At 59.5% G+C, this 22,699-nt stretch carries 22 protein-coding genes and 2 tRNA genes; 10 read left to right on the forward strand and 14 right to left on the reverse strand.

Going from position 1 to position 22,699, the window contains the following annotated elements; genetic code table 11:
* Nucleotides 1-9: 9 nt before the first annotated feature.
* Nucleotides 10-1,104 (forward strand): D-alanine--D-alanine ligase, encoded by a 1,095-nt coding sequence (gene ddlA, locus ACWKV5_RS20645; protein WP_483842789.1) that lies wholly within the window; start codon nucleotides 10-12, stop codon nucleotides 1,102-1,104.
* Nucleotides 1,105-1,224: 120 nt separating this feature from the next.
* Nucleotides 1,225-1,653: a TOBE domain-containing protein gene (locus tag ACWKV5_RS20650; protein ID WP_483842790.1), complete on the forward strand. Its 429-nt coding sequence runs from the start codon at nucleotides 1,225-1,227 to the stop codon at nucleotides 1,651-1,653.
* A 21-nt stretch (nucleotides 1,654-1,674) separates the two neighbouring features.
* Here the strand turns inward: ACWKV5_RS20650 and ACWKV5_RS20655 are convergent, their stop codons facing one another.
* The 3 genes from ACWKV5_RS20655 to ggt form a co-directional block, all read right to left on the reverse strand.
* Nucleotides 1,675-2,046, reverse strand: coding sequence for a helix-turn-helix domain-containing protein (locus ACWKV5_RS20655; RefSeq protein ID WP_483842791.1), 372 nt, complete (start codon nucleotides 2,044-2,046; stop codon nucleotides 1,675-1,677).
* Nucleotides 2,047-2,048: 2 nt separating this feature from the next.
* Nucleotides 2,049-2,351 (reverse strand): type II toxin-antitoxin system HigB family toxin, encoded by a 303-nt coding sequence (locus tag ACWKV5_RS20660; protein WP_483842792.1) that lies wholly within the window; start codon nucleotides 2,349-2,351, stop codon nucleotides 2,049-2,051.
* A gap of 254 nt (nucleotides 2,352-2,605) precedes the next feature.
* On the reverse strand, nucleotides 2,606-4,438 hold the full coding sequence (ggt, locus tag ACWKV5_RS20665) for a gamma-glutamyltransferase (RefSeq protein WP_483842793.1): 1,833 nt from the start codon (nucleotides 4,436-4,438) through the stop codon (nucleotides 2,606-2,608).
* Between the two features lie 165 nt (nucleotides 4,439-4,603).
* On the opposite strand from ggt, the gene ACWKV5_RS20670 reads away from it, so the two are divergent.
* Nucleotides 4,604-5,713: a DUF2817 domain-containing protein gene (locus tag ACWKV5_RS20670; RefSeq protein ID WP_483842794.1), complete on the forward strand. Its 1,110-nt coding sequence runs from the start codon at nucleotides 4,604-4,606 to the stop codon at nucleotides 5,711-5,713.
* Between the two features lie 89 nt (nucleotides 5,714-5,802).
* Here ACWKV5_RS20670 and ACWKV5_RS20675 read toward each other — a convergent pair.
* A tRNA-Met gene (locus ACWKV5_RS20675) sits at nucleotides 5,803-5,879 on the reverse strand.
* Between the two features lie 116 nt (nucleotides 5,880-5,995).
* Complete coding sequence (locus ACWKV5_RS20680) at nucleotides 5,996-8,050, reverse strand: methyl-accepting chemotaxis protein (protein ID WP_483842795.1); 2,055 nt, start codon at nucleotides 8,048-8,050, stop codon at nucleotides 5,996-5,998.
* Nucleotides 8,051-8,383: 333 nt separating this feature from the next.
* Between ACWKV5_RS20680 and ACWKV5_RS20685 the strand changes: the two genes are divergently transcribed.
* Nucleotides 8,384-9,601 (forward strand): MFS transporter, encoded by a 1,218-nt coding sequence (locus ACWKV5_RS20685; RefSeq protein ID WP_483842796.1) that lies wholly within the window; start codon nucleotides 8,384-8,386, stop codon nucleotides 9,599-9,601.
* A gap of 201 nt (nucleotides 9,602-9,802) precedes the next feature.
* On the opposite strand, the gene ychF is transcribed toward ACWKV5_RS20685, so the two are convergent.
* The 8 genes from ychF to ACWKV5_RS20725 all read right to left on the reverse strand — a co-directional run bounded on the left by ychF (nucleotide 9,803) and on the right by ACWKV5_RS20725 (nucleotide 16,722).
* On the reverse strand, nucleotides 9,803-10,903 hold the full coding sequence (gene ychF, locus ACWKV5_RS20690) for a redox-regulated ATPase YchF (RefSeq protein WP_007942650.1): 1,101 nt from the start codon (nucleotides 10,901-10,903) through the stop codon (nucleotides 9,803-9,805).
* Nucleotides 10,904-10,925: 22 nt separating this feature from the next.
* Nucleotides 10,926-11,510 (reverse strand): aminoacyl-tRNA hydrolase, encoded by a 585-nt coding sequence (gene pth / locus ACWKV5_RS20695; protein WP_046030136.1) that lies wholly within the window; start codon nucleotides 11,508-11,510, stop codon nucleotides 10,926-10,928.
* Between the two features lie 168 nt (nucleotides 11,511-11,678).
* Nucleotides 11,679-12,281, reverse strand: a complete 603-nt coding sequence (locus tag ACWKV5_RS20700; protein ID WP_123435132.1) for a 50S ribosomal protein L25/general stress protein Ctc — start codon at nucleotides 12,279-12,281, stop codon at nucleotides 11,679-11,681.
* A gap of 141 nt (nucleotides 12,282-12,422) precedes the next feature.
* Nucleotides 12,423-13,364: a ribose-phosphate pyrophosphokinase gene (locus ACWKV5_RS20705; RefSeq protein WP_003208392.1), complete on the reverse strand. Its 942-nt coding sequence runs from the start codon at nucleotides 13,362-13,364 to the stop codon at nucleotides 12,423-12,425.
* 46 nt (nucleotides 13,365-13,410) lie between these two features.
* Nucleotides 13,411-13,485 (reverse strand) — tRNA-Gln (locus ACWKV5_RS20710).
* Nucleotides 13,486-13,521: 36 nt separating this feature from the next.
* Nucleotides 13,522-14,373 carry a 4-(cytidine 5'-diphospho)-2-C-methyl-D-erythritol kinase gene (gene ispE, locus ACWKV5_RS20715; RefSeq protein WP_483842797.1) on the reverse strand — a complete coding sequence of 284 codons (852 nt, stop codon included), beginning with the start codon at nucleotides 14,371-14,373 and terminating at the stop codon, nucleotides 13,522-13,524.
* Between the two features lie 2 nt (nucleotides 14,374-14,375).
* Nucleotides 14,376-14,993: a lipoprotein insertase outer membrane protein LolB gene (lolB, locus tag ACWKV5_RS20720; RefSeq protein ID WP_483842798.1), complete on the reverse strand. Its 618-nt coding sequence runs from the start codon at nucleotides 14,991-14,993 to the stop codon at nucleotides 14,376-14,378.
* Between the two features lie 4 nt (nucleotides 14,994-14,997).
* The gene (locus ACWKV5_RS20725; RefSeq protein WP_483842799.1) at nucleotides 14,998-16,722 is read right to left on the reverse strand and encodes a tetratricopeptide repeat protein; all 1,725 of its coding nucleotides are present in this window, start codon (nucleotides 16,720-16,722) and stop codon (nucleotides 14,998-15,000) included.
* 182 nt (nucleotides 16,723-16,904) lie between these two features.
* On the opposite strand from ACWKV5_RS20725, the gene hemA reads away from it, so the two are divergent.
* From hemA to ACWKV5_RS20755, 6 genes are all read left to right on the forward strand, one after another.
* Nucleotides 16,905-18,194 (forward strand): glutamyl-tRNA reductase, encoded by a 1,290-nt coding sequence (gene hemA / locus ACWKV5_RS20730; protein WP_123435128.1) that lies wholly within the window; start codon nucleotides 16,905-16,907, stop codon nucleotides 18,192-18,194.
* Nucleotides 18,191-19,273 carry a peptide chain release factor 1 gene (prfA, locus tag ACWKV5_RS20735; protein WP_483842800.1) on the forward strand — a complete coding sequence of 361 codons (1,083 nt, stop codon included), beginning with the start codon at nucleotides 18,191-18,193 and terminating at the stop codon, nucleotides 19,271-19,273. The genes hemA and prfA overlap by 4 nt, the downstream gene beginning before the upstream one ends.
* A complete protein-coding gene (gene prmC / locus ACWKV5_RS20740) occupies nucleotides 19,274-20,104 on the forward strand; it encodes a peptide chain release factor N(5)-glutamine methyltransferase (RefSeq protein WP_483842801.1) in 831 nt (276 codons plus the stop codon). It abuts the gene before it with no gap.
* Entirely contained in the window at nucleotides 20,098-20,853 is a 756-nt protein-coding gene (locus ACWKV5_RS20745; RefSeq protein WP_123435125.1) for a molybdopterin-synthase adenylyltransferase MoeB, read from the forward strand. Before prmC ends, ACWKV5_RS20745 begins: the two co-directional genes overlap by 7 nt.
* Nucleotides 20,846-21,637, forward strand: coding sequence for a glutamate racemase (gene murI, locus ACWKV5_RS20750; protein WP_483842802.1), 792 nt, complete (start codon nucleotides 20,846-20,848; stop codon nucleotides 21,635-21,637). The genes ACWKV5_RS20745 and murI overlap by 8 nt, the downstream gene beginning before the upstream one ends.
* Before the next feature lie 114 nt (nucleotides 21,638-21,751).
* A complete protein-coding gene (locus tag ACWKV5_RS20755) occupies nucleotides 21,752-22,270 on the forward strand; it encodes an acyloxyacyl hydrolase (protein ID WP_483842803.1) in 519 nt (172 codons plus the stop codon).
* 116 nt (nucleotides 22,271-22,386) lie between these two features.
* Here ACWKV5_RS20755 and ACWKV5_RS20760 read toward each other — a convergent pair whose 3' ends face one another.
* Nucleotides 22,387-22,692: a YkgJ family cysteine cluster protein gene (locus ACWKV5_RS20760; RefSeq protein ID WP_483842804.1), complete on the reverse strand. Its 306-nt coding sequence runs from the start codon at nucleotides 22,690-22,692 to the stop codon at nucleotides 22,387-22,389.
* Nucleotides 22,693-22,699: the final 7 nt, after the last annotated feature.

Genomic DNA, 22,699 nt, shown 5'->3' on the forward strand with positions numbered 1-22,699 from the left:
GTGTTTTGCATGAGTAAATTGCGGGTAGGGATTATTTTTGGTGGTCGTTCGGCGGAACACGAAGTGTCGCTGCAATCGGCGAAAAACATTGTCGATGCGCTGGACCGCTCGCGCTTCGAGCCGGTGCTGATCGGCATCGACAAACAGGGTCACTGGCACCTCAACGACCCTTCGAACTTCCTGCTCAATCAGGAAAATCCAGCCCTGATCGCCCTCAACCAGTCCAACCGTGAATTGGCGGTGGTGCCGGGCAAAGTCAGTCAGCAATTGGTGGAAACCTCCGGTCAGGAGCTGCTCGGGCACGTCGATGTGATCTTCCCGATTGTCCACGGCACCCTGGGTGAAGACGGTTGCCTGCAAGGCCTGTTGCGCATTGCCGACCTGCCTTTTGTCGGCTCTGACGTGCTCGGTTCGGCGGTGTGCATGGACAAAGACATCAGTAAACGCCTGCTGCGCGATGCGGGCTTGGCGGTCACGCCGTTCGTCACCCTGAACCGCGCCACGTCAGCGCGTACCGGGTTCGCCGAAGTTCAGGGCAAACTCGGACTGCCGCTGTTCGTCAAACCGGCGAACCAGGGCTCTTCCGTGGGCGTGAGCAAGGTCAATGACGAAGCCGAGTACCAGGCGGCCGTGGAACTGGCCCTGGGGTTCGACGAAAAGGTGCTGATCGAATCCGCCGTCAGCGGCCGTGAGATCGAGTGCGCCGTACTTGGCAACGAAGACGCCATCGCCAGCGGTTGTGGTGAAATCGTGGTGAGTAGTGGTTTCTACTCCTACGACAGCAAGTACATCGACGCCCAGGCGGCGCAGGTCGTGGTACCGGCCAACATCAGTGTCGAGTCCAGCGAGCGTATTCGGGCTTTGGCCGTTGAGGCATTCCAGGTGCTGGGCTGCTCCGGGCTGGCGCGGGTCGATGTGTTCCTCACCGACAGCGGCGAAGTGCTGATCAACGAGATCAACTCGCTACCCGGTTTCACCCGGATCAGCATGTACCCCAAACTCTGGCAGGCCACCGGCATGACCTACAGCGAACTGGTCAGCCGGTTGATCGATCTGGCATTGGAGAAGCACAAGGCGCGGCAGGTGTTGAAGATCACGCGCTAAGCTGAATATTTGCGTGCGGGTTGAGGCGTGGCCAGGTACGTGCGTCGTTGCGTCACACGGCGTTATCCCGAATGATGGGTAAAGTTGTATACAAAAATTATTATTCAAGGAGACAACAACGTGAAAGTCAGCGCGCGTAACGTATTCAAAGGCACCATCAGCCACCTGCAGCCAGGTGCGGTCAACGCCGAAGTCTCGCTGAAACTCCCCGGCGGCAACGAACTGGTCGCGGTCGTCACTATGGAAAGCGTGAAAAGCCTGGGCCTGGCGGTCGGCAAGGATGCAGTCGCGCTGGTGAAGGCGCCGTGGGTCATGCTGATGACCGAATCCAGCGACATCCGTCTCTCGGCGCGTAATTGCCTGGAAGGCAAGGTCACCAGCGTCACGGATGGCGCGGTGAACGCTGAGGTGGTGATCAAGCTTGATGGTGGCAGCGAGGTTTATTCGATTGTTACCCGTGAAGCGGTGGCGGAGCTGGGACTGGCGCCGGGCGTGAGCGCGACGGCGGTGATCAAGGCGTCGCATATTATTTTGGGTGTGCCGGCCTGATTTCAGAGGAGTAACGCCTGATCAGGCCTGCTTCACTGGCTTGATCAGGCTCTCAGCCGGAATTCCGAATAACTCATGCAGTTTCCAGATCATTGGAAGCGTCAGGGCGCGTTTGCCATTGAGTACTTCATAGACCCGGTTTGTCCTGCCAATAGCGGGCGCAAGGTCTGAGGCAGATAAGCCGGATTGCTCCATACGAAACTTGATGGCGTCGATTGGATTGGGTAGATCGACCGGAAAATTTCTTGATTCATAAGCTTCGATAAGCGTGATCATGATGTCGAAATAATCACCCTCAGGGGTGCCAGGCTCTGGTTCGTTGTCAAACAGTGCCGACACGTTTTTCAGTGCCGCACGGTAGTCCTCGTCGGTGTGAATCGGATGAATATTCATGGTTACTCCATCTCGACGGTGTCGGCGTCGATTGCGTCGTACTGCTTGTGAGTGCCGACGAATTTTATGTATATGGCGCCGAAGCGATAAGCCACGGCGACCACCAATCTAAAGTCGTTACCCTTGATGTTGAATACGACTCTGCAGCTCTTGAGAATACTGGCAGTAGCAAAGTGAGCCTTTATATCCAAAGGCGCTTTCCAGTTCGCATTTTTTGCCTCGTCAATCCAGGCTAGGAAGGATTGTTCCGAGTCGGGGTATTTCCCCCAAAACTTTTTCAGCTGACCAACTGCGATGATTCTCATGGCACGATCCTAGTCCCGTGCTGGGACTGATGCAAGTCTGTGGAGGCATAACCGATAGGCGGGGAAGTAGGCTCGACTCTAGTGGTCAGGTGCATCAGACATCTAATTTGATGGGACAAACCTGGTGCGAAACTCTACTCAAGAAACATATTTTTGCGTGTAGGAAATGGCATCACGCGACAGCCGATCAGATTGCAATATCTGTAAAAAAGGGCCTACCTCCCGGTAAGCCCTTTTTCATTCCCGCGTACGAATCAATCCCCCAGCGCTTCCCCCTCACGCCGAGGATCAGCCCCGCCCGCCAGTGACGCATTCCCTTGCGCATCCTTCACCCGAACAATCGCCTGGGTGCCGCTGGTCATGTCAATTTCGCTGACGCTGTGTCCCTTGTCCTTCAACGCCTGGATCAGCTCCGCGCTGAAGTGCCCCTGCTCCAGCTCCGTCGGGCCATTGCGGCTGCCGAAGTTGGGCAGGTTGATGGCGGCTTGCGGATCGAGGTTCCAGTCGAGCAGGCCGATAGTGGATTTGGCCACGTACTCGATGATTTGCGAGCCACCGGGGGAGCCGATGGTGGCGAGGAATTCGCCGCTCTGGCGGTCGAAGATCAGGGTCGGCGCCATGGACGAGCGTGGGCGTTTGCCGGGCTCAACGCGGTTGGCGACTTTTTGCCCGTTTTCTTCGGGGATGAAGGAGAAGTCGGTCATCTCGTTATTGAGCAGGAAGCCCTGGACCATCACGTGCGAACCGAAGGCGGACTCGATGGTGGTGGTCATCGACACGGCCCCGCCTTGGTCATCCACCGCCACCACCTGTGAGGTGGAGATGCGCAGTGGTGAGCGATCCGGCGCGTAGGCCACCTGAATGCCTGGCGGGGTACCGGGTTTGGCCACGCCCATGCTGCGATCACCGATCAGGGCGGCGCGGCTGGCCAGATAGGCCGGGTCTACCAGCCCTTTGACCGGCACGGGCACGAAGTCGGCGTCGGCCACGTACTGCGCGCGGTCGGCGTAAGCCAGGCGCTCGGCTTCGGCGATCAGGTGCACGGCTTGCGGAGCGGGCTCGGTGCCTGCGGGTTTTTGCGTCTTCACCGGTTTCAGCGGCGCGAGGGCGAAACGCGGGTCGCGGGTTTCCAGGGCCTGCAAGGTGCCGAGAATCTGCGCCACGGCGATTCCGCCCGATGATGGCGGTGGCATGCCGCACACCTGCCAGCGTTTGTAATCGGTGCACAGCGGCGCGCGTTCCTTGGCCTGATAGCCTTGCAGATCGTTCAGGGACAAGCTGCCGGGGTTGGCGTGGCCCTGAACCTTGGTGACGATCTCTTGCGCGATGGCGCCTTTGTACAGCGCGTCAGGCCCTTCGTTGGCGATGCGTTTCAGCACAACGGCCAGTGCCGGATTTTTCAGCAACGTACCGGCCGCTTTCGGGCTGCCGTCCGCATTCAGGAAGTAGTCCACCATGTCCGGCGAACTGCGCATGGACGAATCCGAGGCGATCAACAGATGAAGGCGCGGCGAGATGGCGAAGCCTTGCTCCGCGAGTTTGATGGCGGGTTCGAACAGCTTCGCCCACGGCAGACGACCGTGTTTGCGGTGCGCCAGCTCAAGCGCTCGCAACACGCCCGGCGTACCCACCGAACGCCCGCCAATCTGGGCCGGGGTGAACGCCATCGGTTTACCGTCGGCCTGTAGGAAAAGCTTCTCGGTGGCGCCGGCCGGCGCGGTTTCGCGACCGTCGAAGGTGCGCACTGCCTTGCCATCCCAAAGCACGATCAATGCACCGCCGCCAATGCCGGAAGATTGCGGCTCGACCAGTGTCAGCACCGCTTGCATCGCAATGGCGGCATCAATCGCCGAGCCGCCCTGACGCAGCATCTCCCGCCCGGCTTCGGCCGCCAGCGGGTTGGCCGCTGCTGCCATGTGCCTGGAGGCGTGGCGGGTTTGCAGGTCGGTGCGATAGCCCGAGGCGTTTTCGGGTGCCACAGGCAACGTCGAGGTGGGTGGCGCGTTGCAGGCGGTGAGGGTCAGCGTCGCGACGATCAGCGACAGGGCCGAGCGGCGATAGCGGCTCAAATGGAAGGCTGAGAACACGTTGGGGCACTCCGTCCGTGGGGAAAGTTACCGGGACTTTATCGGCCGACTCGGCAGGGTGCAAACCAGGGCTTACAGTAAAGCTGCTTTTGTCCTTCATGAGTCGAAGGATTTTCTGTAGGGTCGAGGGCAATAGACGGGCCAGAAGATCAACAAGAGGCAGACATGCAAACCGAGTTTCCCACCCAGCCAAGTTACCGTCATCAGCGAGAGCTGTTCCTCGCGGCCGCCACCGAGGCCGGTGCGACGTTGACCGAATACCCGCATCCGCTGAAAGGGCCTTTCGGCGAACCCTTGAGTACCGATGTCGCAGTACTGGGCGATCCTGGCGCCAAGCGGTTGCTGATTGCGCTGAGCGGCACCCATGGCGTCGAAGGCTTCTACGGTTCGGGTTGTCAGATCAAATGGATGCAGGAATTGGGCAAGCGCTCACTGCCGGCGGATGTGGCCGTGGTGTTCATTCACCTGGTCAATCCCTGGGGCACCGCCTGGCTGCGGCGGGTTAACGAAGACAACATCGACCTGAATCGCAATCACCTGAATTTCGAACGGCCGTTGCCGGACAATCAGGCTTACGCAACGTTGCATGACATCTACGCCTGCACCGAGCTGCAAGGTCCTGAGCGTGAGCGCGCCGATGCCATGCTCGACGCGCAGATCCGCGAACACGGCTGGCCGGCCGTGATGTCGATTGTCGAGGGTGGCCAGCACAGTCACCCCGACGGCCTGTTTTTCGGTGGGCTGGCGCCAAGTTGGTCGAACCGTACATTGCACGCCATCCTGCAAACGCACATCGCCCATGCCGACGTGGCCATGTGTTTCGACTTGCACACGGGGGCCGGCGAGTACGGTCATCCGATGCTGTTGACGATCACTGAGGCTGCTTATCCCGCGCTGCCCGATGCCCAGGCCATTTACGGGCCGTGGCTGTACACGCTGCTGACCGGCGCCGACACGTTAAGTGAAACCGGTGTGGCGGCTACCGCGACTGGCTACACCTCGCAGGCGTTGATCGACGCGTTGCCGCAGGTTCGGTTGATGCCGTTTGTGATTGAGTGCGGGACGTACCCGGGGGCGGACGTGCATCGTCATTTGCGCGATGACCACTGGCTGCATCTTCATGGCGATCCGAGTGATGCGCTGGGGCGGGGAATCAAGCTGAATCTGCTGGAGCAATTCTATCCGGCCGACAGCGACTGGCAGGCCATGGTGTGGCTGCGGACGTGGCAGATTTGGGAGCGAGCGTTGTCGGCGTTGCCGACGATTCGCACCTGAGGCGGATCACCCTGGACCCGTGGGGTTCAGGGTACTTTTCCCGAGGCATAAAAAAACGGCCTACCTTTCGGTAAGCCGTTTTTAGTACTTGGTGGCTACACAGGGACTTGAACCCCGGACCCCAGCATTATGAATGCTATGCTCTAACCAACTGAGCTATGTAGCCAAGTGGCGCGCATTATTGGCTTGGAACGATGATGTGTCAAGCGTAAATCTAAAATATTTCTCTACGCTTTCAACTGCTTATCCTCCTGGCCCGAAAAATCGGGCCGGAGGAGGGCGTCAACTGAGCTGAAATCTCCCGGTATTCGCGCTCAAGGCCTTGCTGCCCTGGCTCAAGGTGTCTGCCGCCAGGTTCACCGCCCGTGCGCCTTCGAGCAACCTGACTGCCGCCTGATCGACTTGCTGGATGTTGCCGCTGACTTCATCGGCGGTGCTGGCCTGTTCTTCCACGGCGGTCGCGATGTGCGCCAGGGTATCGGTCACGCCCTGAACCGCGAGGGCGATTTCCCCCAGGCGTTCGCCCAGGCCGGTGACGGATTGGGCGTCACTTTGTGCCTGGCTACAGGCCGCTTCCATCAGGCTCACCGCTTCATTCACGGTGTTGCGCAGGCTGTCGACCGTGCCGGCAATTTGCGCCGTGGACGATTGGGTGCGTTGCGACAGGCTGCGCACTTCATCGGCTACCACGGCAAAACCGCGACCTTGTTCGCCTGCACGGGCGGCCTCGATGGCGGCGTTGAGCGCCAACAGGTTGGTTTGCTCGGCGACCCCGCGAATGGTGTCGACCACCAGCTGAATCTGTTGCCCTTGCTCACTGACCCGGCCCAGTGCCGCAGCGGTGTCGTTCAAGCGCTGATTAAGCTGTTGAATGCTCGCTGTGGTGCGTTGACTGTCTCGGCTGCTGTCGGCGGCAATGCGCTGGGTGTGCTGAGCGCTGCCTGACGCCTGTTCGCAACTCTGGGCAACCCCTTGAGAGGTCGCCGCCAGTTGCGTGGCCGCCGCGGCAATCTGGCTGATTTGCAATTGTTGCGCCTCGACTTCGCCGAGTGCGCCACTTGAGTGATGGTTCAGCGTGCGCACCGCGTTGCTCACCTGCAAGGTTTCGTGATCGACTCCCTGCAAGCTGTTGCGTAATTGCACCACAGCGACGTTCAGGGCGGTGCTGATGGCCGCCAGTTCGTCACGGCCCTGTACGGGGGCTTGCAGGCTCAGATTGCCGTCACGCAGGGCTTCGGCCAGCAGCGTGATGCCGCTGGCGCTGCGCCGGATCGAGGCTTGCAGGCAGATGAACAGGTACAGCGCGGCCAGCAGCAGGCAGCCAAAGATCGTCGCCACCAGCATGAATTGACGAATCGCCGAGTCGTGGTAGTAATCCAGGCGCTGATCCAGCGACATCAACGATTGCTGACGCAGGGCCGCAAGGTCTGTGAGCAGGCCGTCGAGGTTGCGTTCGAACTCTTCCGGCTTGAGGCTGATGCTGCCACCGAATACGCCGTCATCCAGCACCTTCAAACTCGCGTCGAGGTGTTTCAGGTTGTCATGGTATTGCCCGGCCCAGCTTTGCAATGCGCTGGGCAGGCGCGCTTCCAGGAGCGTGGCGGTTTTTACCAGTTGCTCCCGGGCATCGCCGATACGGCTGCGCAAGTCACGCAATTGCAGGCGGCTTTGCAGGGTGAACTGGCCCGAGACCACGGACGCCTGGCCGACGGCGGCCAGGCGACCGACCCGTTCAATCAGGTCTGGCGCGTGCTGGGTGGAAATCTGCGTCAGCAAATAGGTTTCCAGCCAGGGCGCGAGCGTCAGGCGATTGTCCATGGCGATCTGTTCGCGCAGGGCTTGCAGGGCGCTCAAGGCGTTGGTGAAACGGTCGTATCCGTCCGGCCACCAGCTGACGCCGCTCAGGCTTTTCGAATCCAGGCCATTGAGGGCCGTTTGCAAGGCTTGATAGCGGGTAAGCGTTTCGCCCTCGGCGCCTTCGACTTTCAGCGCGTTGCCGAGGTCCGAGGTGGCTTGAGCGACGGCAGGCTGCACCGCATCAAACGCGCCCATGGCGGCGAGGGTGGCTGGCGTCGGTTGGCGATTGGTTTCCGTGGCGCGCCAGCGAGCCGCGCGGTCACGCTGGGCGGCGAGCAGGTTATCCAGAGCATCCAGAGCAAGCAGCTGCCTGACCCCGGCGCGTTCGCCGGAGATGAGGCTGAGTTTGGCCCGATAATCCTGGCCGATCATCAACAGGCTGCCGGCCAGCGGCAGGATAAACAGCAGGAACAACAGCTGAAATTTGCGTGCGAAGCCAAAACGCCCCAGCAACCCGATCCCCGGTGATAAAAACGACATGCCCCATGACTCCTCTGGACACCACGCACCATCGGCGTGCGTCGAGGCCGTTGCGACCGCGACTCGTGCCCTTTTAAAAGGCCTCGAAAGTTCACTCTCGCCAGCTCTGTAGGCCGACTCTGTAGCGAAACTTCCCATTCTCGGTCCCCTTTGTAAGAGGCCCGCGTTGAAGGTGTTAAACAAGGCAAGATTCAGACCATGGCGTTGCGCTATCACCTACCGGCCGATGAAAGATTAGTTCGTTAGCTGGCTAAGGGGATGGCGCTCTCGCACCGAAAAATGGCACATTGACGCACCTGCCCGCGTGCACCCATCCGCTGTACGGAAATACTCATGGCTATCAGCAACGCTCAGACCGGCGCGACGTCGGCACCCGCGACTTCACAAAGCAGCCCCTTGGTCATGCGCATCATCGGCGCAGTGGCGCTGGCGCACCTTATCAACGACCTGATCCAGTCGGTGCTGCCGTCGATTTATCCGATGCTCAAAGCCAACTATGGCCTGACCTTTACCCAGGTCGGCCTGATCACGCTGACCTTTCAACTGACCGCTTCGCTCTTGCAGCCGTGGGTCGGTTACTACACCGACAGACATCCCAAACCCTGGCTGCTTCCTGCCGGGACGGTGTGTACGCTGATCGGCATTGTGATGATGTCGATGGTCGGCACTTTTCCGTTGATTCTGCTGGCGGCAGGGCTGATCGGTATCGGTTCGTCGACCTTTCACCCGGAAGCCTCCCGCGTGGCGCGACTGGCCTCGGGCGGTCGATTTGGCCTGGCGCAATCGACCTTTCAGGTCGGCGGAAATGCCGGGTCGGCGTTCGGTCCGCTGCTCGCGGCCGCGATCATCATCCCGTATGGTCAGGGCAATGTGGCCTGGTTCGGGCTATTCGCTGTGTTCGCGCTGTTCGTGCTCTACCGGATCAGCCGCTGGTACGCCAATCACTTGAACCTGTTCAAACTCAAGCAAGGCCAGGCGGCGACTCACGGTCTGTCGAAGGGCAGAGTGATCAGTGCGCTGGTGGTGCTTGGGATGCTGGTGTTCTCCAAGTACTTCTACATGTCCAGCCTCACCAGCTACTTCACGTTTTACCTGATCGAGAAGTTCGACCTGTCGGTAGCCAGTTCGCAGCTGCACTTGTTCCTGTTTCTGGGCGCGGTCGCGGCGGGGACTTTCTTCGGTGGGCCGATTGGCGACAAGATCGGGCGTAAGGCGGTGATCTGGTTCTCGATCCTCGGCGTTGCACCGTTCACGCTGCTGTTGCCGCACGTTGACCTGTTCTGGACCAGCGTCCTGAGCGTGATTATCGGCTTTATCCTCGCCTCGGCGTTTTCTGCGATTGTGGTGTACGCGCAGGAGTTGGTGCCGGGCAATGTCGGGATGATTGCCGGAGTGTTCTTCGGGTTGATGTTTGGTTTCGGCGGGATTGGAGCGGCGTTGCTCGGGCATTTGGCGGATGTGCACGGCATTGAATACGTGTACTTCCTGTGCTCGTTCCTGCCGTTGCTGGGTGTGCTGGCGATCTTCTTGCCGCGAACCAAAAAGGCCTGATCCCACACCATTCCCATGTGGGAGCGAGCCTGCTCGCGAAGGCGGAATATCAGCCAACATCATCGTTGAATGTTGGACCGCTTTCGCGAGCAGGCTCGCTCCCACAGGAGTTGGGGGGGGCGGCGTGTAAATCTTTCAGGCACAAAAAAGCCGCGTATCAAACGCGGCTTTTTCTTGGGCGGGTGCTTCGCACCGAAAAACTTAGACGTTGAAACGGAAGTGCATCACGTCGCCGTCTTTAACGATGTAATCCTTGCCTTCCAGACGCCATTTGCCGGCTTCTTTGGTGCCGGCTTCGCCCTTGTACTGGATGAAGTCGTCGTACGCGATCACTTCGGCACGGATGAAGCCTTTTTCGAAGTCGGTGTGGATCACGCCAGCGGCTTGTGGTGCGGTGGCACCGACGCGGACGGTCCAGGCGCGGACTTCTTCGACACCGGCGGTGAAGTAGGTCTGCAGGTGCAGCATCTCGTAGCCAGCGCGGATCACGCGATTCAGGCCAGGCTCTTCGAGGCCCAGGGCTTCGAGGAACATGTCTTTCTCTTCGCCGTCTTCCAGCTCGGCGATTTCCGCCTCGATCTTGTTGCAGACCGGAACCACCATGGCGCCTTCTTCTTCGGCGATGGCCTTGACGATGTCCAGCAGCGGGTTGTTCTCGAAACCGTCTTCAGCGACGTTGGCGATGTACATGACCGGCTTGGTGGTCAGCAGGTGGAAGCCACGAATCACGGCCTTGTCGTCGGCGCCCATGTTCTTCATCAGCGTACGCGCAGGCTTGCCGAGGGTGAAGTGAGCGATCAGTTGCTCCAGCAGGCCTTTCTGGACCACGGCGTCCTTATCGCCACCCTTGGCGTTACGGGCGACTTTCTGCAGTTGCTTTTCGCAGCTGTCGAGGTCGGCGAAGATCAGTTCCAGGTCGATGATCTCGATGTCGCGTTTCGGGTCGACGCTGTTGGAGACGTGAATCACGTTCTCGTCTTCGAAGCAGCGGACCACGTGGGCGATGGCATCGGTTTCACGGATGTTGGCGAGGAACTTGTTGCCCAGGCCTTCACCTTTCGAAGCGCCGGCAACCAGGCCCGCGATGTCGACGAATTCCATGGTGGTCGGCAGGATGCGCTTTGGATTGACGATGGCCGCCAGGGCATCCAGACGCGGATCCGGCATCGGCACGATACCGGTGTTCGGCTCGATGGTGCAGAAGGGGAAGTTCTCGGCCGCGATCCCGGATTTGGTCAGGGCGTTGAACAGGGTGGACTTGCCGACGTTAGGCAGGCCGACGATGCCGCAATTGAATCCCATGGTGTTTCCCCTCGGAGTAGAGTCAGGCCTTCTGGCTGTGCAGGTTTTTCATCGCGCGGTTCCATTCACCGGCGAGGATATCCGGCAGCACGCCGAGGGCAAAGTCGATGCTGGCATCGAGTTTTTCCTGTTCGGCGCGTGGCGCACGACCCAGGACGAAATTTGAAACCATACTGGCAACGCCCGGGTGGCCAATGCCAAGCCGCAAGCGGTGAAAGGTATTCTGATTGCCCAGTTGCGCAATGATGTCGCGCAACCCGTTGTGACCGCCATGGCCGCCGCCCTGCTTGAGCTTGGCAACGCCCGGAGGCAGATCGAGTTCGTCGTGCGCCACGAGGATTTCTTCAGGCTTGATGCGGAAGAAACCCGCCAGAGCTGCTACGGCCTGGCCGCTACGGTTCATGTAGGTAGTGGGAATCAGCAGACGAACATCCTGACCCTGATGCGAATAGCGTCCGGTCAGGCCAAAATATTTGCGATCGGCGACAAGGTTGACCCCTTGTGCGTTTGCGATGCGCTCAACAAAAAGGGCCCCTGCGTTATGCCGGGTCTGTTCGTATTCAGCGCCTGGATTTCCCAGGCCAACGATCAGTTTAATGGCAGTCACGATAGGGGCCCTTCCTTGGAGTGGTGGATGACATCGCTGCAATCAGTGTGTGCGGCGAAAGTGGACGAAAATTGCTCATTTACCATTATGTAAACTCCGCGTTCTCGCCCGCTTTCTCGCTACGTTCCAGTCCGCGATGTTCCAATCACTCCGGCGTACAGAGTGAAATTACTCTGCAGCGCCTTCTTCGGTAGCTTCTGGAGCAACACGTGGAGCGTGGACGTTGGCAACAGCCTTGTCATCACCGTGTGCCAGAGCAACAAACTCAACGCCTTTAGGGGCTTTGAGGTCGGACAAGTGAATGATCGAACCGACTTCGGCGTTAGCCAGGTCAACTTCGATGAATTCAGGCAGGTCTTTTGGCAGGCAGGTCACTTCGATTTCAGCAACAACGTGCGAAATCTCGCCGCCTTTCTTCACTGGAGCAGCTTCGTTGATGAAGTGCACAGGAACGATAGCGGTCAGCTTTTGGCCGGCAACTACGCGAACGAAGTCAGCGTGCAGCACGTGGCCTTTAGCCGGGTGACGTTGCAGAGCCTTGATGATTACGTTTTGCTTGGTGCCGCCAACGTTCAGCTCGATGATGTGGCTGTAAGCCGCTTCGTTTTCGAGCAGTTTGGCAACTTCTTTAGCCAGCATGCTGATGGATTCAGGGGCTTTTTCGCCACCGTAAACTACAGCTGGTACCAGGCTTGCGAGACGACGCAGGCGGCGGCTCGCACCTTTCCCCAGGTCGGAACGCACTTCAGCATTCAGAGTAAAATCGTTCATGTTGTATCTCCAAAATAACCACATTCGCCCCAGCGTTTGCGACCAGCGCTAAAGGCGATATGGGCAAAAAAGCCCCGCCCCGACAGGAATGCCGGGGCGGGGCGCTTTTCGTCAACGAGACATTCGAGAAGGGCAGGGCCCTTAGCGGAACATCGCGCTGATCGATTCTTCATTGCTGATGCGGCGGACCGCCTCGGCAACTACCGGCGCGATATCCAGTTGACGGATACGCGAGCAGGCTTGTGCAGCAGCGGACAACGGGATGGTGTTAGTCACCACCAGTTCGTCCAGCATGGAATTTTCGATGTTTTCGATCGCCCGACCGGACAGCACAGGGTGTGTGCAGTAGGCGAAAACCTTGGCAGCGCCATGCTCTTTCAAAGCCTTTGCCGCGTGGCACAGAGTGCCGGCGGTATCGACCATGTCATCGACCAGAATACAGGTACGCCCTTCGACATCACCGATGATATGCATCACTTCAGAGTGATTGGCTTTCTCACGGCGTTTGTCGATGATCCCGAGATCCACGCCCAGGGATTTGGCAACAGCACGTGCACGCACGACGCCACCAATGTCCGGGGACACGATCATCAGGTTTTCGAAGCGCTGATCTTCAATGTCATCCACCAGAACCGGGGAGCCGTAGATGTTATCTACCGGAATATCGAAGAAACCCTGGATTTGGTCAGCATGCAGATCAACCGTGAGAACACGGTCGATGCCGACTACGGTAAGCATGTCAGCAACGACTTTCGCGCTGATAGCCACACGTGCGGAACGCGGACGGCGATCCTGACGGGCATAACCAAAGTAAGGAATAACAGCAGTGATACGAGTAGCCGAGGAGCGGCGGAAGGCATCAGCCATCACTACCAGTTCCATCAGGTTATCGTTGGTCGGAGCGCAAGTCGGCTGAATAATGAAGACATCTTTACCGCGGACGTTTTCATTGATCTCGGCTGTAATTTCGCCGTCGGAAAACTTACCGACAGAAATGTCACCGAGAGGGATATGCAGCTGACGTACGACACGTCGAGCCAGATCGGGGTTAGCGTTCCCCGTAAAGACCATCATCTTGGACACGCGCAGTACCTGAAGGCTGAGGGTAACCTGGATGAGTATAGGAAAATGGCAGGGGCGGCTGGATTCGAACCAACGCATGGCAGGATCAAAACCTGCTGCCTTACCGCTTGGCGACGCCCCTGTATCTGTTGCAACGATTACCCAGTAATCGGTTCCTTTAGAGCAGACTTTGCAGCTTGCGATGCAACATCGAAACGTTGCTTCCTTTTGCTACAAACCCTGTAAGGGTCTCTGTAAGAAGGGCCGAGACTTTATCAGCTTCAGCTTTGCTTGGGAAGCCCCCAAACACACAACTTCCAGTGCCAGTGAGTTTTGCTTCAGTAAATTTACCTAACAAATTCAACGCGTTACGTACCTCTGGATAACGCCTTGCTACTACTGGCAAGCAGTCATTACGACTGTTTCCCTTGGGAACGGGGCGCACTTTAATGGGAGGAGAGTTACGTGTCAACAGCGGATCGGAAAAAATTTCTGCTGTACTTACAGATACTTGCGGTACCAGCACGACATACCACGGTTCTTCGGGGTCTACAGGGGTCAGTTTCTCCCCAACGCCTTCGGCAAAAGCGGCGTGGCCACGCACGAAAACCGGGACGTCAGCGCCCAGCTTGAGGCCCAGCGCGGCCAGTCGATCCTCGTCCCAGCCCAGTTGCCAGAGATGATTCAGGCCGAGCAATGTGGTCGCGGCATTGGAACTGCCGCCGCCAATGCCGCCGCCCATGGGCAGGATTTTTTCGATCCAGATATCAATGCCGAGCGCACAACCGGATTGTTCCTGAAGTTGCTTCGCAGCCTTGACGATCAGATTGCTGTCGTGGGGAACGCCGTCGAACTCGGTGTGCAACCGGATCACGCCATCGTCGCGCACGGCGAAGGTGATTTCATCGCCGTAATCGAGGAACTGAAAAATCGTCTGCAACTCGTGATAACCGTCTTCACGGCGACCGAGGATGTGCAGCATCAGATTGAGTTTGGCCGGGGAGGGCAACGTCAAGCGGGGGGCGGTCATGTTCACTGCCCCAGCTTGCGTGGTTGCCATTCCTTGATCACCAGCGTGACATCAAGGTCGGTGCCGTGCAGCTTGATCTTTTCAGGTAGCCAGAAACCGTTTTGTTGCGTGTAACTGGTGTATTCGACCTGCCAGCCGTCCTGCTCCAGACTGGCCAGGCGGCTGTCGGCATCCAGGTTCAGCTTGCTTTTGCTGTCCGGCGCCGGGAGCCCGCGGACCCACCAGGCCAGGTTCGATACCGGTAATTTCCAGCCCAGTTGTTCTTCCAGCAGGACTTCCGGGTTCGGTGCGTCAAAGCGCCCCTGATTGGCCACTTCCAGCGAGACCTTGCCAGGTCGGCCGGTCAGGCGTGCCGCGCCACGACCCAACGGGCCGGACAGGCGGATGTCGTAGTAATCCTGACGTTGCAGCCAGAACAGGGTGCCGCTGCCCGAATCCTTGGGGGCGCGGATGCCGATCTTGCCGTTGATCTGCCAGCCATCGAGGGCGGTCAATTGCTGTTTGTGTTCACGCCATTGGGCCGGGTTGCCGTGGCCTTCGACGGATTCACGAGCGCCGAAGCCCGCGCAACCGGCGAGCAGGGCGATAAAACTGAAAACGATGATGTGGCGCAAAAACATAATCTTAAAGAGTCTCTGATCCGGTCAGGCGCTTGATGGTGCCGCGCAGGGTAGGGCTGTCGGGTTGTTCCTTGAGGAATTTGCCCCAGACTTGTTTGGCTTCGCGCTGTTTGCCATTGGCCCACAGCACTTCACCCAAGTGGGCGGCCACTTCCTGGTCGGGGAAGCGCTCCAGTGCCTGGCGCAGATAACGCTCGGCTTCATCGAGATTACCCAGGCGGAAGTTCACCCAGCCGAGGCTGTCGAGCACCGCCGGGTCTTCCGGATTGATCTGGTGGGCCTGTTCGATCAAGGCCTTGGCTTCGACATAGCGCGTGGTGCGGTCGGACAGGGTGTAGCCAAGCGCATTGAGTGCCATGGCGTTGTCCGGGTCGCGCTTGATGATCAGGCGCAGGTCTTTTTCCATCTGCGCCAGGTCATTGCGTTTTTCCGCCTGCATGGCGCGGGTGTACAGCAGGTTCAGATCGTCCGGATACTGCTTCAAGGCTTTGTCCAGGACAGCCCAGGCCTTGTCGCCCTGATTATTGGCGGACAGGGTTTCGGCTTCGATCAGGTACAACTGAATCGCGTAATCCGGCTGCTCGTCGCGCTCGGCGGCCAGGCGGCGTTGGGCTTCGCCGGTCTTGCCGTTGTTGATCAGGATGTCGGTCTGACGCAATTGGGCCGGCAGGTAGTCGTTACCCGGGCCGACTTTGGCGTACTCGATCAGCGCACCCTGAGGATCGTTACGCTCTTCGGCGATACGGCCGAGGTTCAGGTGAGCAGAGTCGACGTGGCTTTCGCGGGCGATAAGGTCTTCGAGCAGGCTCTTGGCCTCGTCCCAGTCCTTGGCTTCCAGGCAGACCAATGCCAGGGAGTAACGCAGTTCGTCGTCTTCCGGGTATTGCTGCACCAGGCTGGAAAACTCGGCTTTGGCGTCTGCCATGCGGTCTTGCTCAACCAGCATCCGCGCGTAAGTCAGGCGCAGGCGCTTGTCGTCCGGGTACTTCTTGATGCTTTTTTGCAGCAGCGGCAAGGCTTCGTCGCCACGGTTGAGCACTTGCAGCAGGCGCGCGCGCAACAGGATCGGGGCAATTTCGCCGTCGTCTGGCGGATTGTCTTCCAGCAGGGTCAGCGCACCTTTGGCGTCACCGTCCTGTTGCATCAGCAAGGCCTTGCCGAAGATCAGCTGGCTGTTTTTCGGATGGCGCTGCAACAAGCGGTCGAAACTTTTCATCAAACCGTTGCGCGTGTCCTGGTCGGTGTCGGCCGCGGACAGGGCAAGGAAATCGAAATGCGTGTCGCCTTTGCCTTGCAGGACTTTCTCCATGTAGACCATGGAGTCGTCATAACGCCCGGCGCGCGCCAGTTGCACGGCCGCTGCGCGTTGCGCTTCGAGGTCGTTCGGGGCGTTTTTTGCCCAGATCAGCGCGGTGTCCAGGGCGGCCTGATCGGCGCCCAGGTACTCGGCAATGCGAAATGCCCGCTCGGAGATGCCCGGATCCTGGGTGTTGATGGCCTGGGTCACGTAGTTGTCCAGCGCAATGTCGAAACGATTACGCTGGCCAGCCAGTTCGGCGCTCAACAGGCTGAAGACGGTTTCTTCACTGAATGAGCTGTAGACCTTGGGCTTTTCAGGGGCCGGAGTGCTGTCTTCAACCGGCGACGAACCGTCCGGCGACGAGGGTGCCAAGGCCTGGCAGCCGCTGAGGAAGACAAAAGCGAGGAGCAACGCGGAAGATCTATTCATATAGGAAGAGGACGACTAACCTGCGGTCGGATCATCATGACACAAGCCTTCGGCCAAACATAACCGAGTCTCAATCGAGGCCTTTATAGAGGCAGGACATTGGGACAATAGTCAGCGGTAGTTGTTCTGTCTGTGGCGAAGTAGGACAATTGCCGGCTTCACGTCACCATCAGCGACCTTGAATGGCCTTCCTTGCACTCGGTATCAACCACAAGACTGCGTCAGTAGACGTGCGCGAGCGCGTGGCCTTTACCCCTGAGCAGCTGGTGGAGGCCTTGCAGCAGCTCTGCCGCCTCACCGACAGCCGCGAAGCTGCAATCCTCTCCACCTGCAATCGCAGTGAACTTTATATAGAGCAGGATCACCTTTCGGCCGACATCGTGTTGCGCTGGCTGGCCGATTATCACCATTTGAGCCTCGAAGAGCTGCGTGCGAGCAGTTATGTGCACGAAGATGATGCGGCAGTTCGTCACATGATGCGGGTCGCCTCCGGGCTTGATTCGCTGGTATTGGGCGAGCCGCAGATCCTCGGCCAGATGAAATCCGCTTACGCCGTGGCGCGTGAAGCCGGCACCATCGGTCCATTGCTCGGGCGCTTGTTTCAGGCGACGTTCAACGCAGCCAAGCAGGTGCGTACCGACACCGCCATCGGCGAAAACCCGGTGTCCGTGGCATTTGCCGCGGTCAGCCTGGCCAAACAGATTTTCAGCGACCTGCAACGCAGCCAGGCCTTGTTGATCGGCGCCGGCGAAACCATCACCCTGGTCGCCCGTCATCTGCACGAATTGGGTGTGAAACGCATCGTCGTCGCCAACCGCACGCTGGAGCGCGCGAGCATTCTGGCCGAGCAGTTTGGTGCTCACGCCGTGTTGCTCTCGGACATCCCGGCCGAACTGGTGCGCAGCGACATCGTCATCAGCTCCACCGCGAGCCAGTTGCCGATCCTTGGCAAAGGCGCGGTGGAAAGCGCGCTGAAACTGCGCAAGCACAAGCCGATCTTCATGGTGGACATCGCCGTTCCGCGCGATATCGAGCCGGAAGTCGGCGAACTCGACGACGTTTACCTGTACAGCGTCGACGATCTCCACGAAGTGGTCGCCGAGAACCTCAAGAGTCGCCAGGGCGCAGCCCAGGCGGCCGAAGAGATGGTCTCGGTCGGCGCCGAAGATTTCATGGTGCGCCTGCGCGAACTGGCGGCGGTGGATGTGCTCAAGGCTTATCGTCAGCAAAGCGAGCGCATGCGCGACGAAGAATTACAGAAAGCCCAGCGGCTGCTAGCCAACGGCACCAGCGCCGAAGACGTGCTGGTGCAGCTGGCGCGCGGCCTTACCAACAAACTGTTGCACGCACCCAGCGTGCAATTGAAAAAGCTCTCTGCCGAAGGCCGCCTCGATGCGCTGGCCATGGCTCAAGAGCTCTTTGCCCTGAATGAGGGCTCATCGGATAGCTTTTCGGATAAAAAACCGCAATGAAAGCTTCACTGCTCAATAAGCTGGACATCCTCCAGGACCGTTTCGAGGAATTGACCGCCTTGCTTGGCGATGGCGAAGTCATTTCCGACCAGACCAAATTCCGCACCTATTCCAAGGAATACGCGGAAGTCGAGCCGATTGTCAGCACCTATAAACAGTTGCTCAAAGTGCAAGGCGACCTCGAAGGTGCCCAGGCACTGCTCAAGGACAGCGACCCGGACATGCGCGAAATGGCCGTGGAAGAAGTCCGCGAAGCCAAGGAGCAATTGATCGAACTCGAAGCCAGCCTGCAACGCATGCTGCTGCCGAAAGACCCGAACGACGGGCGCAACGTGTTTCTCGAAATCCGTGCCGGCACCGGCGGCGACGAGGCGGCGATTTTCTCCGGCGACCTGTTCCGCATGTATTCGCGTTACGCCGAGCGTCGCGGCTGGCGGGTGGAAATCCTCTCCGAGAACGAGGGCGAACACGGTGGCTATAAAGAAGTCATTGCCCGGGTCGAAGGCGACAACGTTTACGGCAAGCTGAAATTCGAATCCGGCGCGCACCGCGTGCAACGGGTGCCGGCCACTGAATCCCAGGGCCGCATCCACACCTCGGCCTGCACCGTGGCGGTGTTGCCCGAGCCGGACGAGCAGGAAGCGATCGAGATCAACCCGGCGGACCTGCGGGTCGATACCTATCGCTCCTCCGGCGCCGGTGGTCAGCACGTCAACAAGACCGACTCGGCGATCCGCATCACGCACTTGCCGTCCGGTATTGTCGTGGAGTGCCAGGAAGAACGTTCCCAGCACAAGAACCGCGCCCGGGCGATGTCCTGGCTGTCGGCCAAACTCAATGATCAGCAAACCAGCGCTGCGGCCAATGCCATCGCCAGCGAGCGTAAGTTGCTGGTCGGTTCCGGTGATCGCTCGGAGCGGATTCGTACCTACAACTTTGCCCAGGGCCGGGTCACCGACCATCGGGTCAACCTGACGCTGTACTCGCTCGACGAAATTCTCGCCGGCGGGGTCGATGCGGTAATCGAGCCGTTGCTCGCCGAATACCAGGCCGATCAATTGGCGGCGATAGGTGAGTAAATGACGATCATTGCCAGTTTATTGCGCGCCGCCGACTTGCCCGACTCGCCCACCGCGCGTCTGGATGCCGAGTTGTTGCTGGCTGCCGCATTGGGCAAGCCGCGCAGTTTTCTCCACACCTGGCCGGAGCGCATCGTTCCCAGTGAAGCGGCGCTGACGTTCGCCAGCTATTTGCAGCGTCGTCGTGGCGGCGAGCCGGTGGCTTACATTCTGGGGCAGCAAGGGTTCTGGAAGCTCGACCTGGAAGTGGCGCCGCACACATTGATCCCGCGTCCTGACACCGAATTGCTGGTGGAGGCCGCGCTTGAGCTGTTGCCGGCCACCCCGGCCAAGGTCCTCGACCTCGGCACCGGCAGCGGCGCCATCGCCCTGGCCCTGGCCAGCGAGCGTCCGGCCTGGAAGGTCACGGCGGTGGATCGCGTGCTGGAAGCCGTGGCCCTGGCCGAGCGCAACCGCCAGCGCCTGCACCTCAATAACGCCACGGTGCTGAGCAGTCATTGGTTCAGCGCCCTGGCAGGTCAGCGTTTCCAACTGATCATCAGCAACCCGCCTTACATCCCTTCTTCCGATCCGCATCTGGTGGAAGGCGATGTGCGCTTCGAGCCGGCCAGTGCTCTGGTGGCCGGTGTCGACGGGCTCGACGATCTGCGCTTGATCGTCGCCCAGGCGCCGGATTATCTGGAAGCGGGCGGCTGGCTGATGCTCGAACACGGCTACGATCAAGCGAGTGCCGTGCGCGATTTGCTGCTGACTCGCGGCTTTGAAAATGTCCACAGCCGAATTGATCTGGGTGGACACGAACGTATCAGCCTGGGGCGCCTGCCGTGCTGAATGATCAGGAATTGTTGCGCTACAGTCGACAGATTCTGTTGCAGCACGTCGACATCGACGGCCAGTTGCGACTGAAAGAAAGCCGCGTGTTGATCGTCGGCCTCGGCGGGCTCGGCTCACCGGTTGCGCTGTACCTGGCCGCGGCGGGAGTGGGTGAGCTGCACCTCGCCGACTTCGACACGGTCGACCTGACCAACCTGCAACGCCAGATCGTTCACGACACCGATAGCGTCGGCCTGAGCAAGGTTGATTCGGCGATTCGCCGTTTGACCGCCATCAATCCCGAGATTCAATTGATCGCCCACCGCACTGCGCTGGACGAAGATTCCCTGGCCGCGGCAGTTGCCGCGGTGGATCTGGTGCTGGACTGCTCCGACAACTTCTCTACCCGCGAAGCGGTCAATGCTGCCTGCGTCGTCGCCCGCAAACCGCTGGTCAGCGGCGCGGCGATTCGCCTCGAAGGGCAATTGTCGGTGTTCGACCCGCGCCGCCCGGAAAGCCCGTGCTACCACTGTTTGTACGGGCATGGCAGTGAAGCCGAACTGACGTGCAGCGAGGCCGGTGTCGTCGGTCCGTTGGTGGGGCTGGTCGGCAGCCTTCAGGCACTGGAAGCCCTGAAACTGTTGGTCGGTTTCGGCGAACCGCTGGTGGGGCGTCTGCTGTTGATCGATGCTTTGGGCTCGCGATTCCGTGAATTGCGGGTCAAGCGTGATCCGGGCTGTAGCGTCTGTGGTTCGACACATGCGTGAAGCGCCGATTGGCGTGTTCGACTCCGGCGTCGGTGGGCTTTCGGTGCTGGCCGAGATCCAGCGTCTGCTGCCCAACGAGTCGCTGCTGTACGTCGCCGATTGCGGGAACATTCCCTACGGCGAGAAAACCCCGGAATTCATCCGTCAGCGCTGCAGCGTCATGGCCGATTTTTTCCAGCAGCAGGGCGCCAAAGCCCTGGTGCTGGCGTGCAACACCGCGACCGTCGCTGGCGTTGCCGACTTGCGTCGCGATTACCCGCACTGGCCCATCGTCGGCATGGAGCCGGCGGTCAAACCGGCTGCAGCCGCGACCCGCAGCGGCGTGGTCGGCGTGCTCGCCACCACCGGCACCTTGCAGAGCGCCAAGTTCGCCGCCTTGCTCGACCGTTTCGCCACCGATGTGCGCGTCATCACTCAGCCGTGCCCCGGCCTGGTCGAGCTGATTGAAAACGGCGATTTGCACAGCGAGGCACTGCGCCAGTTGCTGGCCAGGTATGTCGAGCCGCTGCTTGGCGCCGGCTGCGACACCTTGATTCTCGGCTGTACGCATTACCCCTTCCTGAAGCCTTTGCTCAAGCAGATGATCCCGGATGACATCAGCCTGATCGACACGGGGGCGGCTGTTGCGCGACAACTTCAGCGTCTGTTGGCCGAGCGTGAATTGCTCGCTGACGGGCCGGCGCGTGCCGCCGAGTTCTGGACGAGTGCCGATCCGGTTCATTTCAGAAATATCTTGCCGATACTGTGGAATACGTCCGGCGTTGTGAGAAGCTTCGAGCGTTGACTAAAAAGTTGGGGCAGTGCGGGTAATTGGGGTGAACTTCTGATTAAGCGTCGACTTCTATAGCGTTGAGTTACAAAAAAACCATACGAAATCGTTCGGAAAAGGATGTTTCTAGTGAAGCGACTATTCTGCTTGGCCGCGATTGCGGCCGCTTTGATGGGGCAAAGTTTCACCGCACAGGCGGCAGGCGTGGAATTCGGGGTCGGTCAGACCACCGAATCAACCATGACCTATCGATTGGGCATGGTCTTCGATTGGGATCAGAGCTGGTGGCAAAGCGACGTGGGTCGCCTGACCGGTTACTGGAGTGGCGCCTACACCTATTGGGATGGCGACAAGAGCTCCAGCAACAACAGCCTGTCGTTCTCGCCGGTGTTCGTTTACGAGTTTGCCGGCCAGTCCGTCAAACCTTACCTCGAGGCGGGGATTGGTGTGGCGGTGTTCTCCCACACTGAAGTTGAAGACAACAACCTTGGCCAGGCCTTCCAGTTCGAAGACCGTTTCGGATTTGGCCTGCGCTTTACCGGTGGGCATGAAGTCGGGATTCGTGCGACGCACTATTCCAACGCCGGTATGAGCAGTCACAACGACGGCGTAGAAAGCTACTCGCTGCACTACACAATGCCGTTGTAAACAAGTGGGAGCGAGCCTGCTCGCGAATGCGGTGTGTCAGTCAGCATCAATATTGACTGACAGTCCGCTATCGCGAGCAGGCTCGCTCCCACATGTGTATTCGGGTGATTTTGGAATCAGCGATACGCCGTGCTGATTCCCTGACGCTCTTCGATGCATTCCGGTGCGCCCATCTCGAACTCCCGGCAGATCAGCGGGCGCTTTTCGTAGATGGTGCACATCATGCTGTTGCGATCCAGCGCCGCGCACCAGCCGTCGTCCAGACGCAGCATGACTTCCCCGCCCCAATCATCGGTATCGATATAGCGTTCGGGTACGCCCGTGTCGGTGATCAGCATCACTTCAAGCTGACAGCAGCAAGCCGCGCAGGTCGAGCACGTCACGGCCGGCTCGGCGATTTGCGTGTGGGGAATGGTTTTCATGGCGCGC

The organism is Pseudomonas oplopanacis, from assembly GCF_057128725.1.